This window comes from Pseudomonas sp. yb_2 (genome assembly GCF_043103905.1).
GTDB classification, from domain to species: domain Bacteria; phylum Pseudomonadota; class Gammaproteobacteria; order Pseudomonadales; family Pseudomonadaceae; genus Aquipseudomonas; species Aquipseudomonas alloputida.
On record NZ_JBICKH010000085.1, the window covers coordinates 13,289 to 28,056 of the forward strand.

16 protein-coding genes are annotated in these 14,768 nt (G+C 63.2%); 11 read left to right on the plus strand and 5 right to left on the minus strand.

The annotated features are described in order from the left end of the window. Positions 1-45: 45 nt before the first annotated feature. Positions 46-966, minus strand: coding sequence for an AraC family transcriptional regulator (locus ACF8FB_RS24420; protein ID WP_392512222.1), 921 nt, complete (start codon positions 964-966; stop codon positions 46-48). Between the two features lie 102 nt (positions 967-1,068). Between ACF8FB_RS24420 and ACF8FB_RS24425 the strand changes: the two genes are divergently transcribed. The 5 genes from ACF8FB_RS24425 to ACF8FB_RS24445 all read left to right on the plus strand — a co-directional run bounded on the left by ACF8FB_RS24425 (position 1,069) and on the right by ACF8FB_RS24445 (position 5,558). Next, a complete protein-coding gene (locus ACF8FB_RS24425) occupies positions 1,069-1,629 on the plus strand; it encodes a carboxymuconolactone decarboxylase family protein (protein ID WP_392512224.1) in 561 nt (186 codons plus the stop codon). Positions 1,630-1,728: 99 nt separating this feature from the next. Further along, positions 1,729-2,793 (plus strand): acyl-CoA dehydrogenase family protein, encoded by a 1,065-nt coding sequence (locus tag ACF8FB_RS24430; protein ID WP_010954480.1) that lies wholly within the window; start codon positions 1,729-1,731, stop codon positions 2,791-2,793. After that, positions 2,790-3,611: an ABC transporter ATP-binding protein gene (locus ACF8FB_RS24435; protein ID WP_350298013.1), complete on the plus strand. Its 822-nt coding sequence runs from the start codon at positions 2,790-2,792 to the stop codon at positions 3,609-3,611. The genes ACF8FB_RS24430 and ACF8FB_RS24435 overlap by 4 nt, the downstream gene beginning before the upstream one ends. Next, positions 3,598-4,803, plus strand: a complete 1,206-nt coding sequence (locus ACF8FB_RS24440; protein WP_350298012.1) for an ABC transporter substrate-binding protein — start codon at positions 3,598-3,600, stop codon at positions 4,801-4,803. Before ACF8FB_RS24435 ends, ACF8FB_RS24440 begins: the two co-directional genes overlap by 14 nt. Beyond that, entirely contained in the window at positions 4,803-5,558 is a 756-nt protein-coding gene (locus tag ACF8FB_RS24445) for an ABC transporter permease (RefSeq protein WP_010954477.1), read from the plus strand. The genes ACF8FB_RS24440 and ACF8FB_RS24445 overlap by 1 nt, the downstream gene beginning before the upstream one ends. A 111-nt stretch (positions 5,559-5,669) precedes the next feature. Here ACF8FB_RS24445 and ACF8FB_RS24450 read toward each other — a convergent pair whose 3' ends face one another. Beyond that, on the minus strand, positions 5,670-6,356 hold the full coding sequence (locus ACF8FB_RS24450; protein WP_392509480.1) for a GNAT family N-acetyltransferase: 687 nt from the start codon (positions 6,354-6,356) through the stop codon (positions 5,670-5,672). Positions 6,357-6,432: 76 nt separating this feature from the next. Next, positions 6,433-7,374: an N-acetyl-gamma-glutamyl-phosphate reductase gene (argC, locus tag ACF8FB_RS24455; RefSeq protein WP_010954475.1), complete on the minus strand. Its 942-nt coding sequence runs from the start codon at positions 7,372-7,374 to the stop codon at positions 6,433-6,435. Between the two features lie 156 nt (positions 7,375-7,530). On the opposite strand from argC, the gene ACF8FB_RS24460 reads away from it, so the two are divergent. Further along, a complete protein-coding gene (locus tag ACF8FB_RS24460) occupies positions 7,531-8,409 on the plus strand; it encodes a LysR family transcriptional regulator (protein ID WP_350298011.1) in 879 nt (292 codons plus the stop codon). A 66-nt stretch (positions 8,410-8,475) separates the two neighbouring features. Here the strand turns inward: ACF8FB_RS24460 and ACF8FB_RS24465 are convergent, their stop codons facing one another. Continuing rightward, positions 8,476-9,126, minus strand: coding sequence for a TIGR04211 family SH3 domain-containing protein (locus ACF8FB_RS24465; protein WP_010954473.1), 651 nt, complete (start codon positions 9,124-9,126; stop codon positions 8,476-8,478). 271 nt (positions 9,127-9,397) lie between these two features. On the opposite strand from ACF8FB_RS24465, the gene ACF8FB_RS24470 reads away from it, so the two are divergent. Both ACF8FB_RS24470 and ACF8FB_RS24475 read left to right on the plus strand, forming a co-directional pair. Beyond that, a complete protein-coding gene (locus tag ACF8FB_RS24470; RefSeq protein ID WP_010954472.1) occupies positions 9,398-10,741 on the plus strand; it encodes an OprD family porin in 1,344 nt (447 codons plus the stop codon). Positions 10,742-10,926: 185 nt separating this feature from the next. Continuing rightward, positions 10,927-11,406 carry a VOC family protein gene (locus tag ACF8FB_RS24475; protein ID WP_010954471.1) on the plus strand — a complete coding sequence of 160 codons (480 nt, stop codon included), beginning with the start codon at positions 10,927-10,929 and terminating at the stop codon, positions 11,404-11,406. An 80-nt stretch (positions 11,407-11,486) separates the two neighbouring features. On the opposite strand, the gene ACF8FB_RS24480 is transcribed toward ACF8FB_RS24475, so the two are convergent. Next, positions 11,487-13,232: a BCCT family transporter gene (locus ACF8FB_RS24480; RefSeq protein WP_010954470.1), complete on the minus strand. Its 1,746-nt coding sequence runs from the start codon at positions 13,230-13,232 to the stop codon at positions 11,487-11,489. A gap of 313 nt (positions 13,233-13,545) precedes the next feature. On the opposite strand from ACF8FB_RS24480, the gene ACF8FB_RS24485 reads away from it, so the two are divergent. The 3 genes from ACF8FB_RS24485 to ACF8FB_RS24495 are packed head-to-tail and all read left to right on the plus strand — an operon-like array spanning position 13,546 to position 14,764. Continuing rightward, positions 13,546-13,863 carry a hypothetical protein gene (locus ACF8FB_RS24485; protein ID WP_010954469.1) on the plus strand — a complete coding sequence of 106 codons (318 nt, stop codon included), beginning with the start codon at positions 13,546-13,548 and terminating at the stop codon, positions 13,861-13,863. A gap of 8 nt (positions 13,864-13,871) precedes the next feature. Next, positions 13,872-14,072 (plus strand): DUF1289 domain-containing protein, encoded by a 201-nt coding sequence (locus ACF8FB_RS24490; RefSeq protein WP_010954468.1) that lies wholly within the window; start codon positions 13,872-13,874, stop codon positions 14,070-14,072. A 50-nt stretch (positions 14,073-14,122) separates the two neighbouring features. Next, positions 14,123-14,764, plus strand: a complete 642-nt coding sequence (locus ACF8FB_RS24495; RefSeq protein ID WP_010954467.1) for a LysE family translocator — start codon at positions 14,123-14,125, stop codon at positions 14,762-14,764. Positions 14,765-14,768 lie beyond the last annotated feature (4 nt).

The window sequence follows — 14,768 nt, forward strand, 5'->3', positions numbered from 1 at the left end:
CAGCCCCGACTATGGCCGCTTGGTCGATTTCCGCGCTTTGCTGGGTCAGGCATGCCCGCGCCCGTCACGCTGCCTGCGATACGCCCCCGGCTGCACCCCCACTGCCTTGGCGAACGCCCTGGTGAATGCGGCCACCGACTGATACCCCACCTGCGCGCCTACCTGCTCAACGGTATGCCCCGCCTGCAGCAACTGGCTGGCATGGCGCATGCGCAGCGCCAGCAGCACTTGTCCCGGTGACTGCCCGGCCAGCTCGCTGAAACGCTTGAAAAAAGCCGACCGTGACAACCCGGTGCAAGCGGCCATGTTCTCCAGGGTCCAGGTTTGCCCCGGATGCTCGATCAATTGCTCAAGCAATCCGGCAAATGCCGGCTGGCGGGCGAGGGCGACCAGCCCGCCCAGCGATTGCCCTGCGTGCACCTGCTGGCGCAGCACGTACAGGAACAACAAGTGCGTCAGCCGTTCCAGTAGCATCTGTGATGGCCCAGCATCTCGCCGGCATTCTTCCAGGATCAGCCCGAACAGCGCCCGCGCTGCGCTGCCGCTGGGATCTTCAGCGCGTAACAAGATCCAGTCAGCGAGACCCTCGACAATCAGCGAGCAGAGGCCCGACTGAAAATGGAAGAAGCCGCAGACCAAGCCAACGCCGTCGGCGGCCTGGCTATCCAGCGCCTGCATGGCCTGGCGCGGCTGGGCACAGGCGTCGACCGGGTCCTGATCGCTGGACAAGCGATAGGCCAGGTCACGCAGCAGGAACACGGCATCACCTTTCTCCAGGCAAATGGCCTGCGGCTGGCCGTCAATGTGCAGCCAGCAATGGCCTTGCACCACCAGATGAAAGCTGGCCCGGCCCATGCCTTGGGTACTGGCATGCCAGCCGCCGCAATAGCGGCCTACATGAAACAGGCTGGCATCGAGCTCCAGGCTTTCTAATAACCAATCGACAAGCGGGCTGGACGAAATCATCTAATGCAAAGACTCAGGAGCAAGGAAAGGCGACTAACGAATATGGAGGGTAGTTCTTATAACCAACAGACTGTAGTGACACTCATCAAAGGAGATCACTGCATGTCCGCGCGCATTACTTTACACACGCTGCAGAGCGCCCCGGAAGCGGCACGGCCGTTCCTTGAGAACGCGCAGAAGAATTCCGGCTTCGTCCCCAACCTGCTCGGCGTGCTGGCCAACGCCCCGGCGGCGCTGGAAACCTACGTGACCGTTTCGGCACTCAATGGCAAGTCTGAGCTTGGCCTGGCCGAGCGTGAAGTGGTGCAACTGATCGCGGCCACCCAGCATGGCTGCGACTTTTGCGTGGCCGGCCATACGGCCGTCGCGCTGAACAAGGCCAAGCTGCCGCAGGAGGTGGTCGATGCTCTGCGTGCCCGTGGCGAACTCCCGAACGCCCGCTACGAAACCCTGGCCGCCTTTGCCCGCGAAGTGATCGCCACCCGTGGCAATGTCAGCGAAGCCACCTACCAGGCCTTCCGTGAGGCCGGCTTCAGTGAAGGCAACGCCTTGGAGGTGATTCTGGGCGTAAGCCTCGCAACCCTGTGCAACTTTGCTAATGTTTTCGCCCAGACGCCACTCAACGAAGAGCTTGGCAAATACCGCTGGCAGCCTTCTGCGTAGCCCACCTGTGATAATGGCCATTACCAGGCCGTTGTAGGAGCGGCCTTGTGCCGTGAACGGGCCGCAGAGCGGCCCCGGCGTTATCAAAGGAGCAAGACCATGCAAGATTGTGCATTTCGACACTGGCTGGATGCCAATGCCGAGGCCATCGACCGGGGCCTGTGCGAGCCGCAGCAGGTACTGGCGCAGATCGCAGAATCGCAGCTGCTGCGCACGGGGGTCGACCCAGCGCTGGGCGGTACGGGCGGGCAGGTGACCGACGCGGTCGAGGCCATCGCCGCCATTGCCAGCCGCTCATTGGCCGCGGCTTTCGTCTGCTGGGGCCAGCGTGCCTTCATCGAATACCTGCTGCACAGCCCCAACCAGCCCCTGCGTGAGCGCCTGCTGCCGCGGCTGTTGACCGGTGAATTGGCCGGTGCCACCGGGCTGTCCAACGCCATGAAGTTCCTGTCCGGTATCGAAGCGCTGCAGGTGCGTGGCCGCCCGGCAGCCGATGGCTGGCACCTGGAAGGGCGACTGCACTGGGTGACCAACTTGCGTAAAAGCGGCTTCGTGGTGGCGGCGGCCATCGAGGATGAAGCCGGCGGCGCGCCTTTTGTGCTGGCCATTCCTTCCGACGCTCAAGGCCTGGAGCGCTCTGATGATCTACAACTGATGGGCCTGCAGTCGAGCAACACGGCAGCACTGGCTTTTCACCAGGTGCCGCTGGCCCGCGACTGGTTGCTGCATGAAAATGCACGCGAATTCCTGCCACGGGTACGCCCGGCATTCCTGGCGCTGCAATGTGGCATGGCCATTGGCCTGGCGCGACGAGCGCTGGAAGAGGTTCAGGCGCATCTGCAAGGCCGAGCCTCGTTCCTCGACGAAGCCCGTCAGGTGCTTAGCGAACGCCTGGAAAACACCGTCAGCGAACTCAAGCATGGCTTGCTCGACGGTCGCTTCCAGCAGCAGCCGGCGGCCTTGTTCAAGCTGCGCATCATCCTGGCTGAAAGTGCTGCCGACGCGGTACAACTGGAGTTGCAGGCCAGTGGCGGCAAGGCTTACCTCTGCGAATACGGCGAAGGGTTTGCCCGCCGATGGCGGGAGTCGGCCTTCGTGCCGATCGTCACGCCCAGCCTGGTGCAATTGCGCGCCGAACTGCAACGCCAGGCAGGCGTTGCATGAGCGCGGTGTTGCTGGAGGCCCGTGACATCCGCTTGGGCTACCCGCGTGAGGGTGGTTGGCAGCAGGTGCTGGCGCAGTTCGACCTGCAGCTGGCACCAGGTGAGGTCGTGAGCATCCTTGGCCCCAGTGGTGTGGGCAAGTCCAGCCTGCTGCGGGTGCTGGCAGGGCTGCAGCAGCCTGGCGGCGGCAGCGTGAGCTTGCACGGCCAGCCGCTGCAGGGGCCGCACCCGCGTCTGGCGGTGGCTTTTCAGGATCCCAGCCTGCTGCCATGGCTGAGCCTGGAGAAAAACGTCGCCTTCGGCCTGGACTTCGCCCGTCAGCCCAGGCTGGCGGATGCCGAACGCCGTGCACGCATCGACCATGCGATTGCGGCTGTGGGCCTGGCCCACGCCCGTGGCCAGTACCCGGCGCAGTTGTCTGGCGGCATGGCCCAGCGCACCGCGCTGGCCCGCTGCCTGGCACGCCAGCCCGAAGTCTTGTTGCTGGATGAACCCTTCGGTGCGTTGGATGAGGTGACCCGCGCCGACATGCAGCAGTTGCTGCTGCAACTGATCGCCACGCACAAGACCGCGGCCGTGCTGATCACTCACGATATCGACGAAGCCCTGCTGCTGTCAGACCGGGTTCTGCTACTGGGCAACCTCCCAGCGCACATCCTCGGGCAGTGGCATATCGACCTGCCGCAACCACGGACGCAGCGGGTCGAAGAACTGGGCGCCTTGCGTATTGAAATCCTCAAAACCCTTCGGCGGGCAAGCCGCACAGTCGAACCTACCCCAACCTCGTTGCCCTCGGAGGCTGTCCATGTGCATGGATGACTGCTGTTCCTCTTCTTCGCGTCGTGACTTTCTCAAGCTCGGCGCCATGCTCACTGCTGCCGGTGCATTGCCGTTGCTGTCGAGCTTGCAGGCGCGTGCCGCTGCCGAGCCGGACGCGCCGGTGCGCATCGGCTACCTGCCGATCACCGATGCCACGCCGCTGCTGGTGGCACATAACAACGGCCTGTTCGAGGCCGAAGGCATCAAGGCCGAGCGCCCGGTGCTGCTGCGCAGCTGGGCGCAGGTGATCGAGGCATTCATCTCCGGCCAGGTCAATGTCATCCACCTGCTTTCGCCGATGACGGTATGGGCGCGCTATGGCAGCAAGGTGCCAGCCAAGGTGGTGGCCTGGAACCACGTGGGCGGTTCGGGCCTGACTGTTGCGCCGGATATATCCGCCGTGAAACAGCTCGGTGGCAAGACAGTGGCCATTCCGTTCTGGTACTCGATCCACAATGTGGTACTGCAACAGTTGCTCAACGACAACGGCCTGACGCCCGTGTCGAAGCCGGCCAATGCGCAACTGGCCGCCAACGAAGTCAACCTGCTGGTGCTGCCACCGTCCGACATGCCACCCGCTCTGGCCAGCAAGCGCATTGCCGGCTACATCGTTGCCGAGCCGTTCAACGCACTGGCCGAGAACCTCAAGGTAGGCCGCGTGCAGCGCTTTACCGGCGATGTATGGCGCAACCATGCGTGCTGCGTGGTGTTCATGCACGAGCATGACCTGAATAACCGCCCGGAGTGGTCGCAGAAAGTGGTCAACGCCATCGTCAAGGCCCAGCAATGGACCCGTGACCATCGCACCGAAGCCGCCGCACTGCTGTCCAGGGCGGGCCCCAACAAGTACACCCCGCACGAGCCTGCGGTGCTGACCAAGGTCCTGGCGCCCGCCGCCGAAGACCGTGCTGGCTACATTGCCAGTGGCGCCATTCGCCATCAGCAGTGGGACGAAAAACGCATCGACTTCCAGCCATACCCGTTCCCGAGTTACACCGAAGAGCTGGTCAAGCGCCTGAAAACCACCCTGATCGAAGGCGACAATGCGTTTCTTTCCGGGCTGGATCCGGCGTATGCCGCCCGCGACCTGGTCGACGATCGCTTCGTGCGTAATGCCATCGCGACAGTAGGTGGTCCGTCGGTGTTCGGCATTGCCGACAACTTCGAGCGTAGCGAGGAGTTTGCGGTCTGATGCGCACCCATGTCGTACATGCCGGCCTTGGGCTGGTCGGGTTGCTGGCCTTGTTGCTGTTATGGTGGGCCGGTGTAGCACTGTTCGGCCAGGCCGACGGCCTGTCGGCGCGCTTTTCGCCGGCGGCAACCCTGGCCAGCCTGGTCGAGCTGCTGGGGCAGGGCGAGGTCTATGGGCATATCTGGGTCAGCCTCAAGCGCATCCTGATTGGGCTGCTGCTGGCGCTGCTGATGGGCGTGCCGTTGGGCTTGCTGGTAGGCAGCTACCGGCACCTGGAGGCGGTGACCACGCCGGCATTTCAGTTTCTGCGCATGATATCGCCATTGTCGTGGATGCCTGTGGTGGTGATGCTGATGGGCGTGGGTGACCAGCCGATCTACTTCCTGCTGGCGTTTGCCGCGTTGTGGCCGATCTTGCTGAATACGGCGGCAGGGGTGCGTCAACTGGACCCGCGCTGGCTGCAACTTAGCCGCAGCTTGAGTGCAACGCGCTGGGAAACCTTGTGCAAGGTGATCGTGCCGGGGGTAATCGGTCACGTGCTGACGGGCGTGCGCCTGGCCATCGGTATTCTGTGGATTGTGCTGGTGCCGTGCGAAATGCTTGGGGTGAGTGCGGGGCTTGGGTATTTCATTCTTGATACCCGCGACCGGCTGGCGTATTCCGAACTGATGGCGATGGTGCTGCTGATTGGCGTGCTGGGGTTTGTGCTGGATGCTCTGGCGCGTGGGCTGCATCGGCGCTGGGTGCATGGCTGAAAGGCCAATGGGGCTTCTTCGCGGGCTCGCCCGCTCCCACAGGTACATCACCGGCCTTGGGCCTTACGGTATTCCTGTGGGCGCGGGCAAGCCCGCGAACAGGCCATCGGATCAATGCACGTTCTTGCGCTGGCGCACACATTCCTGGGCTTGAGCGGTCAGCTCATCCAGCCGCTCATCGCGCATCTGCTCCGCTTCGATCATTGCATCCTCACCCTGCTGGTTAAGCAGATAGGTGTGAATCTGCAGCACTTCAGCGGTCTGATAAATCGGCGCAATGTCCAGGCGCCCGATCAGCGCACCACTGGGCAGGCCGGTACTGCTCATCAGCACCTGCGGTCCATTGGCGGCCACCACTTGCATGCCCATCGCCTCGAACCACGGCACCTGGTTGGCAAAGGCGTTCAGCTCCACGCAGGCATGGCGTGAGCGCAGGTCGCCCAGCAGGGCACGGGCGATGCCCTGGCGGCGATGGCTGGCGCACACGGCCAGAAAGGCCAATGCACAGGCCTGCCCATCGTCCTGGGCTGGCAGCGACAGCGCAAAGCCCAGCAACTGGTCCGGTGCTTCGGCATCCAGCGCCAGGGTAAGCGCCACAGCCAGACCGCGGGTGCCGTCCAGCGCTTGCAGGTACTGGTGGACTTCCATGCCGACGCCGTACTGGTACAGCGGGTACAGCGGGTTGTCGACGGCGATGGCGACACTGCTCAAATCGCCGACATTGTGAATGACCAGCTCGCGGATCTGGTTCTGGAAAGATTCGGGCGGCACGCTGTCGAGGCGGCTCAGGATGAACATCTGGGGGCTCCGGCGGATGAGAATACGACCCGCGCTGTGTTGGCGCGGGTTGTACAGTCTAACCGTTTTTGCCGTATCAGCCGTGTGCCTGTAAGGCACCGAGCATCAGGTCGAGGTTTTGCACGGCAGCACCAGAGGCACCTTTGCCCAGGTTGTCGAACACTGCGGTGAGCAGTACCTGGCCATGCTCGGGGTTGGCGTACAACGCCAGGCGCAGGTCATTGCTGCCGTTCAATGCCTCGGGGTCGAGGTTTGCCGCAGCACCGCACTGATGCAGAGGCATCACCTGAACATGGCGGGCACCCTGGTAATGCTGTTCCAGGCAGGCTTGCAAATGCTCGGCGCTGACCTGTCCAGGCAGCAGGCGAAGCTGCAGCGGAATGCTCAGCGCGATGCCTTGGCGGTAGGCGCCATAGCCGGGCATGAACATCGGCCGCGCCGACAACCCCGCGTGCTGCTGGATCTCCGGTACGTGCTTGTGCGCCAGCTCCAGGCCATACAGCTGTAGCGCCGGGGCTTTGGCGGCGCCGGGCTGTTCATGCCGCTCGACCGCCGCGCGACCACCGCCGGAATAGCCAGACACGGCGTGGATGTTCAGGGGGTAGTCCGCAGGCAGCAAGCCGGCCTTGACCAGTGGGTGCAGCAGCGCGATGGCGCCGGTGGGATAGCAACCGGGATTGCTGACACGCGTGCTTTGCGCGATGCGCTCGGCTTGCTGTTCGTCAAGCTCCGGCAGGCCATACACCCAGCCTGGTGTGGTGCGGTGCGCCGAGCTGGCGTCGATCACCCGCACCTGGGGGTTGTGGATTGCGGCCACGGCCTCGCGGGCGGCGTCGTCGGGCAGGCACAGCAGGGCGATGTCGGCACTGTTGATCGCTTCGCAGCGGCGTTGCGGGTCCTTGCGCTCGGCCTCGGGGAGGGTCAGCAGGCGAAGATCGCTCCGGCCCTGCAGGCGGGCATGGATCTGCAGGCCTGTGGTGCCTTGGTCGCCGTCGATGAAAACAACAGGGGTGTGCATGCTCGGGGTCCGGTTGGGGAAAGATAGCCTATGCTCGCCCGTAGCATTGGTAATGAAAATTTGAATATGATGATCAATACATTCAGGATTTCTGAATTAGTTTTGAAACACGTGGTGAACCTGTGGGTTTACCCGAAAAAGGGCCTGCACTGACAATTGCGCGAAATCAGCCTCGACCGCCTCCGCACATTGGTGGTCATCACCGACCTGGGCTCCTTTGCCGAGGCCGCCCGCCAGCTTAACCTGGCGCCGCCCACCATCAGCTTGCACGTGGCCGAGCTGGAGGCGCGTATTGGCGCCCCGTTGCTCACCCGCACCCGTGGCCAGGTGCGGCCTACCGTCATCGGTGAAACACTGCTGGGGCGTGCCCGACGCCTGCTGGCGGACGCTGACTTGGCGCTGGACGAAGTGCGCCGGCAGGTCGCAGGGTTGACCGGACGTGTGCGCCTGGGCGCCTCCACCGGTGCCATCGCCCATTTGCTGCCGCAGGCGCTGGCGCGCCTGCGTGTGGAGCACCCGGGGATCGATGTGCAGGTCCAGGTGCTGACCTCTCAGGCGTCGCTCGTGCGCTTGCGTGAGGGCACACTGGATATCGGCCTTGTGGCCTTGCCACAGGTGGCCGGCAAAGGGCTGACGGTCACCCCCTGGCGGCGCGACCCGATCCTGGCGTATGTGCCGGCCGACTGGCAGCCACCGGCCAGGATCACCCCGGCCTGGCTGGCGCAACGGGCGTTGATTCTCAACGACAGCACCACCCAGCTGTCGCGGGTTACCGGCGAGTGGTTTGCAGCGGCGGGGTTGTACCCCGAACCGCGGATCGAGCTGAACTACAACGATGCGATCAAGAGCCTGGTCGGCGCCGGGTACGGGGCGACATTGTTGCCGCAGGAGGGGGAGGCGACCGAGCTGGACCGGCGCATTGCCCGCCGACCGCTGCGGCCGGGGTTGTGGCGGCAGTTGGGTATTGCGTGTCGGGAAGGGCAGGTGGAGCGGGCCACGGGGTATGTGCTGGAGGCGCTGGAACGGTTGCGGTAGGGGCGGTTCCGCTGCTGCAAGACCTGTGGCAGGCCTGCACGTTCCAGCCCCGACGCCTTGCCGAGCTCAGAACCAGCGATCGTTCTTCTTGCGCCCACGGGTCAGTGCCGGCAGGATCAGCCCCGCCAGCAAGCCTGCACCGGCAATGCTGCCGCCATACACCATGTAGCGCATCATCACCTGCTTGTTCTCATCCCCCAGGCGGGCCTGGGTATCGCGCAGGTCCGACTGGCTCTGATCGAGCTGCTCGTTCAGTGCCTTGTTGCGTGCCTCCAACTCATCAATCAGCTGCTTGCGCGAATCAAGCGTTTCCTGCATGCCCTGTACGCGGTTCTTCCAGCTGTCGTCGATGGTCTTCAACTGCCCGGTCAGTTCGGTGACCTGGGCATCGAGCAACGGCAGGCGCTCGTTCTGCCCGGGCACTGCCTGCAGGTCGTTGCTGAGGATCCACACCACATCGCCGTTCTGCCCGCGCACCTGGCTGTAATTGCCCTGGCTGCCGAGCAGGGTCAGCTTCTGCCCGGACTTGAGCGTGCCGACAATGCGGTGCCCGTCGGTCGGGCCGCTGCGCACGTAAGTGCTCAGGCTGTCACTGACCCAGCGTGCGTCGCTGGCAGGCTCTTCGGCGTGCACGGGGGCGGCAAGGCCCACCAGGGCGGCAATCAGGCCGATGCGCAGGGCAGGGAGGGCGGAAGCATTTGGGCGGGAATCGGGCATGTTGGGTCTTCGCTGAAACAGGACAAAAAGTAGGCCAGGTGACTGGGCCGATGAACCGGTCGGTGAGTTGACCGTCAGCGAAAGACCGTTTTTTTGTCAGCAGGTTCACTGCCTAGTGTCGGAAATGTCTGCAGAATGTTGCAGCGCCCGCCCCAGAGCGCTGCGTTGCCGATGACGCAATTGTAATGCGCCGATCACCTTGGCGTTATCTGCCGGCCGTCAATCTTGGCCCGCCGACATAACAACAAATGCGACGTTCAAGGAGCATCGGATGACGTGCAGATCACCCCTGACACTGGCTGCTTGCCTGGCGCTGGCCGGCGTTGGCAGCCAGGTTGTTGCTGCAGAAAAAAGTGCGGACGGCTTCATGGAGGGCAGCACCCTCAGCGTGCTTAACCGCAACTTCTACTTCAACCGCGATAATCGCGATTCTGTGGCCCCCACACACAACCCGAGCAAACAAGCTGACAACGGCTACTCCGAGGCCTGGGGGCACGCCGTGATTACCCGATTCGAGTCGGGCTTCACCCAGGGCACCGTAGGTGTTGGCCTGGATGCGTTTGCCATGCTTGGCCTCAAGCTCGACACGGGCGGCGGCCGCAACGGCGGGCGCAGTTCTTTCGACGTATTGCCGGTTGACCGCGACGGCCAGGCACGTGACGAATACACCAAGGTGGGGGGCGCGGCCAAGCTACGACTGTTCGACACGGTACTGAAGGTGGGGGATGTGTTCCCGGCCAACCCGGTGGTGGCGGCTGGCGACTCGCGGCTGCTGCCGGAAAGCTTCCGTGGGGTGACCCTGGAGAACTCCAGCATCAAGGACCTTACCCTGCAAGCCGGGCGTCTGCATGCTATGAGCCAGCCGATGTCCAGCGACCTGCGGGAGAACTTCGTGACCTTCTATGGCGGCCCGGTCGATTCGCCCTGGATCGCCTATGGTGGGGGGGATTACAGGCTCAATGAGCATGTCAGCGTCAGCCTGTTCAGTAGCCGGCTCAAGGACGCGTGGAACCAGTACTACGCCGGCACCAGCCTGAGCTGGCCACTGAGCGAGGCGCTGGCGCTGATTGGCGGTTTCAACTATTACAAGGCTGTGGATGAAGGGCAGCAGCGCCTGGGCGCCTTTGACAACGACATCTGGAGCGCCAAGCTGGGTGTGCGCTTTGGTGCTCACACCCTGGCCCTGACGCACCAGCGCAACAACGGCGACGACGACTTCGACTACCTGCGTCAGTCCGACTCGATCTTCCTCGACAACTCCATCCAGTACAGCGACTTCAACGCGCCCAAGGAGCGTTCGTGGATGCTGCGTTATGACCTGAACATGGCTGCCTACGGCGTACCCGGGTTGTCGTTCATGACGCGCTACGGCAAGGGTAACGATGCTGACTACTCCAATGCCAACGCCACCTACATGCGCCGTGACGTTGCGGGCAACCCGCTGACCGACCAGAAACGCTGGGAGCGTGACATCGAGGTGAAGTATGTGGTGCAGACGGGCGCGGCCAAGGACCTGTCGTTGCGGGTTCGCCAGGCCACCACCCGGGCCACGGCGTTCGAGTCGGATCTGGACGAAGTGCGGATGATCGTGGAGTACCCGTTGTCGATTCTGTGATTCCACCTTGGCAACCTTGTTGCTCCTTTGGTTTAGGTGGATTTTCTGGCGCTCCGCTTGGGGCGCTTTTTTTATCGGCTTGATCGCCTATCAATCCTGCATTTGCATCAGGTGGTCAGGTGCTACCGGTACGCCGGGGCTATGGGGCTAGACTCAAGGCTCACCTTCGATCTTGGAGCAAGACCATGACTGCCAAGAACACCATCTGCCTGTGGTACGACCACGATGCCGAAGAGGCGGCGAACTTCTACGCCCGAACTTTCCCCGATAGCCGGGTTGTCGCTGTGCACCAGGCTCCCGCCGATTACCCTTCAGGCAAGCAGGGCGATGTGATCACCGTGGAATTCACGGTAATGGGTATCCCTTGCGTGGGCCTCAATGGTGGCCCGGCCTTTAAGCACTGTGAGGCATTTTCGTTCCAGGTCAGTACCGCGGACCAGGCAGAGACCGACCGCTTGTGGGATGCCATTGTCGGTAACGACGGCGAGGCCAGCGTTTGCGGCTGGTGCAGGGACAAATGGGGGATTTCGTGGCAGATCACTCCACGCATCCTCATCGAAGCCATCGGCCACCCCGACCGTGCGGCGGCCAAGCGTGCGTTCGAGGCCATGATGCAGATGGGCAAGATCGATGTGGCCAAGATAGCGGCGGCGTTGGAAGGTTGAAGCAGATCCATGTTTCAGCAGGCGCGGTCTCGCATCGCGAACGGGCTGCTTAGCAGCCCGTGGTTTTCGGGTTGACGCCGTCAGTTGCGGGTTACTTCGGCCTCTGCCGCTGTCTTGGCCGATGCCTTCTTCTCCTGCACCACAATGTAGAACTCCTCCCCATGCTTCACCGCGCCATACAGTACGGCCTTCTCGATCAGCTCGTTGCCGCGCAGGTGGCGCAGCATCATCGGGTCCTTGCGCAGGTCGCGGTACAGCGCCAGGCATAGCAGCACCATCACCACCACGAATGGCAAGGCCACGACGATGGTCAGGTTCTGCAGCCCGGTCAGTGCCTCGCCAGGGTTACCTGGGTCGCCGATCGCCAGCATGATGGCCGCCACCGTACCGGTCAGCGTCCCCCAGAAAATCACTGTGCGTCGCGATGGCGCGGTGGTGCCGTGTTCCGACAGCGTGCCCATCACCAGCGAGGCGGCGTCGGCACCCGAAACAAAAAAGATGCCCACCAGGATCATCACCAGCACCGAGGTTGCCGAGGCCAGCGGGTAGCTGTCCAGCAACTGGTACAGCGCGTGATTACTGTTGACCGCACCGTTGGCCAGCTGGAAGGCGCCCTCGCGCACGGCCTCGATGGCGGCGCCACCGAAGATGGTGAACCACACCAGGCTGACCAGGCTTGGCACCAACAGCACCCCGGTAACGAACTGGCGAATGGTGCGACCGCGGCTGATGCGGGCGATGAACATGCCCACGAAAGGCGTCCAGGAGATCCACCAGGCCCAGTAGAACACGGTCCAGCCGGCCAGCCAGCTGTTCATCTGTTCGCCGCCGCTGGCGTTGGTGCGGGCCATCATTTCCGGCAGCATCTTGATGTAGATGCCGAGCGAGGTCGGCAACAGATTGAGCATCAGCAGCGTCGGCCCGACCATGAACACGAACACCGCCAGCACCAGTGCCAGCACCATGTTGGTGTTGGACAGCCACTGGATACCCTTGCCGATGCCCGACACCGCCGAGGTCACGAAGGCAATGGTCAGCAGAGTGATGATCGAGATGTAGAACAGTTTACCGGGGCTTTCGATCCAGCCGTTGTATTCCAGGCCGCCGGCAATCTGCAGCGCCCCAAGGCCCAGCGAGGCGGCCGAGCCGAACAGCGTGGCGAAGATTGCCATCATGTCGATCAGGCGGCCGAGAGGGCCGTTTGCGTGCTTGCCGATCAGCGGCCGGAAGGCGGCGGAAATCAGCTGCGAGCGGCCACGGCGGAAGGTGCCGTAGGCGATTACCAGGCCGACGATGGCGTACATGGCCCAAGGGTGCAGGGTCCAATGGAACAAGGTAGTGGCCATTGCCACCTGCATCGCTTCGCTGGTCTGCCCGCTGGCCGAGCCGGGCGGCGGCGATATGTAGTGCGACAGCGGCTCGGCCACGCCGAAGAACATCAGGCCGATGCCCATGCCGGCGCTGAACATCATCGCTACCCAGGACACCGTGCGGAACTCTGGCTGTTCGCCATCGCGGCCCAGCGGCACCCGCCCGTAACGGCTGGCGGCCAGCCACAGCACGAACACCACGAAGAGGGAGGAGGTGAGCACGAAGAACCAGCCGAAATTGAGAATGACCCAGGATTGCGCGCTGGAAGCGCTGCTGGCCAGGCTGGCCTGGTTGAGGAAGCCCCAGAGCACGAAGGCGATGGCCAGGAGGCTGGTGAAACCAAAGACGATCCAGTCAAGCTTGCCCTCGAAATGTCGATCCTGGCGGGCTTCTGCGGTTTTCGAGGGGTCTGTGACGCCAAGATCGAGTGTTTCGGGGATGTGTTCCTTTGCCATGTATGATGAGGCCCCATTTGTGTATTGCCTGGACGCGCAGGCTTGTTGTGTGGGCTGCCGAGCACGATGACGGCCTCGGCGGGGTGGATTGCTGGCGGGATTATCCTGCGCAGCAGATAGCGGCTCATGTCCCCATAACGCCATGGGGCGTCCATTGCGCGACTTGGCAAATACTTTTAGTTCTGGGGGCAATGGCCCTTTCTGCCTCGGCTTCTGGTACCCTGATGGGCATAACCCGGGACCGCACATACGAGCATCGTAGAAGCGCTGCTGCTTGTGGGCCTGGCCGCACAGGAAACGGAGATTCGTCATAATGGCCACTGACCGTGTGAGCCTGATTCATTTCGATAAATTGAGCATGAGCCCTGCCGCTGCCGACCGGTTCCAGAAAGCCCTCGACGCGCTGGAAGCGCTCAAGCTGCAGGACCGTTACGTGTATCTCATCGCTCCTTATCTGGGTGATATCGCTGACGCCTCCGACGCCGAGCAACTGGCAACAGCCCTGGAGCAGGGCCTGCGCGTGGTCGAAGAGTTGCGGGTGGCCAGGTCGGTCACCAAGGTCAAGGCCGAGGAAGTGCGCCAGGTGTTCCACAGTGCTGGCGAACGTGCGCGGGCAGAACTGCCTGGCTGAGTAGTGGCATGGCCAAAGACATCGACAACCCCTGCGTCTCGTTATGCCAGCTCAACAGCGAACTGTGCGTGAGCTGCGGCCGTACCCGTGACGAAATCCGCAAGTGGCGGGGCATGAAGCGGCCCGAGAAAATGGCCACTGTGCAGCGTGCGGCGACGCGAATGAAGGCTATCGCCAAAAAGGCGGCCAAGCGGCAGAATGCCGGCTGAACCTGCGTGCAATTGACGCAGCCTTTCCTGTTTGTCTGACGAGCCTGAAAATGGATTCTCACTCGCTGTTCGCGTTTACCCTGGTCGCCGCCATCGCGATCGCCAGCCCAGGCCCTGCCACCTTGATGGCTATCAACAACAGCCTTGCCCATGGCCAACGCAGCGCGATCTGGTCGTCGCTGGGCAATGGCACGGGTCTGTTCTGTCTGTCGGCAGCGGCCATGCTGGGGCTAGGCGCACTGCTGGCCAGTTCTGAAGTACTGTTCAATGCCGTGAAGATCCTGGGGGCGGGCTACCTGTTCTACCTGGGCGCGCGACAACTGCTGAAGAAGAGCCCGATGCTGGAGCAGGGGGCCGCAGAGCGTTCAGCCAAGGTGCGGCCCACGCCGCTGAAACTGTTCAAATCGGCCTTTCTCACTGCAGTGACCAACCCGAAGGCGACCATGTTCTTTACTGCACTGTTCCCGCAGTTCATCGACCAGGGGGCTGCGCTGTTGCCGCAGTTCCTGACCTTGACCGGGATTTTCGTGGCCTTGTCGCTCACTTCGCTAAGCGCGTATGCCGCCCTGGCTGCGCGGGCCAAGGGGGTGCTGACCCGGCCGTCGCTGTCGCGCTGGGTGAACAGGGTGGTGGGCACCACCTTTATCGGTTTTGGCGCGGCGATCCTGGCGATGCGACGGCAGGGTGCCTGAAACG

Excerpts from the sequence above, each read along its gene's own strand:
- ACF8FB_RS24470 (WP_010954472.1), top strand. The coding sequence starts at position 9,398 with ATGACGTGCAGATCACCCCTGACACTGGCTGCTTGCCTGGCGCTGGCC.
- ACF8FB_RS24485 (WP_010954469.1), top strand. The coding sequence starts at position 13,546 with ATGGCCACTGACCGTGTGAGCCTGATTCATTTCGATAAATTGAGCATG.
- ACF8FB_RS24480 (WP_010954470.1), bottom strand. The coding sequence starts at position 13,232 with ATGGCAAAGGAACACATCCCCGAAACACTCGATCTTGGCGTCACAGAC.
- ACF8FB_RS24430 (WP_010954480.1), top strand. The coding sequence starts at position 1,729 with ATGCAAGATTGTGCATTTCGACACTGGCTGGATGCCAATGCCGAGGCC.
- ACF8FB_RS24475 (WP_010954471.1), top strand. The coding sequence starts at position 10,927 with ATGACTGCCAAGAACACCATCTGCCTGTGGTACGACCACGATGCCGAA.
- ACF8FB_RS24425 (WP_392512224.1), top strand. The coding sequence starts at position 1,069 with ATGTCCGCGCGCATTACTTTACACACGCTGCAGAGCGCCCCGGAAGCG.
- argC (WP_010954475.1), bottom strand. The coding sequence starts at position 7,374 with ATGCACACCCCTGTTGTTTTCATCGACGGCGACCAAGGCACCACAGGC.
- ACF8FB_RS24495 (WP_010954467.1), top strand. The coding sequence starts at position 14,123 with ATGGATTCTCACTCGCTGTTCGCGTTTACCCTGGTCGCCGCCATCGCG.
- ACF8FB_RS24420 (WP_392512222.1), bottom strand. The coding sequence starts at position 966 with ATGATTTCGTCCAGCCCGCTTGTCGATTGGTTATTAGAAAGCCTGGAG.
- ACF8FB_RS24435 (WP_350298013.1), top strand. The coding sequence starts at position 2,790 with ATGAGCGCGGTGTTGCTGGAGGCCCGTGACATCCGCTTGGGCTACCCG.
- ACF8FB_RS24490 (WP_010954468.1), top strand. The coding sequence starts at position 13,872 with ATGGCCAAAGACATCGACAACCCCTGCGTCTCGTTATGCCAGCTCAAC.
- ACF8FB_RS24445 (WP_010954477.1), top strand. The coding sequence starts at position 4,803 with ATGCGCACCCATGTCGTACATGCCGGCCTTGGGCTGGTCGGGTTGCTG.
- ACF8FB_RS24450 (WP_392509480.1), bottom strand. The coding sequence starts at position 6,356 with ATGTTCATCCTGAGCCGCCTCGACAGCGTGCCGCCCGAATCTTTCCAG.
- ACF8FB_RS24440 (WP_350298012.1), top strand. The coding sequence starts at position 3,598 with ATGTGCATGGATGACTGCTGTTCCTCTTCTTCGCGTCGTGACTTTCTC.
- ACF8FB_RS24465 (WP_010954473.1), bottom strand. The coding sequence starts at position 9,126 with ATGCCCGATTCCCGCCCAAATGCTTCCGCCCTCCCTGCCCTGCGCATC.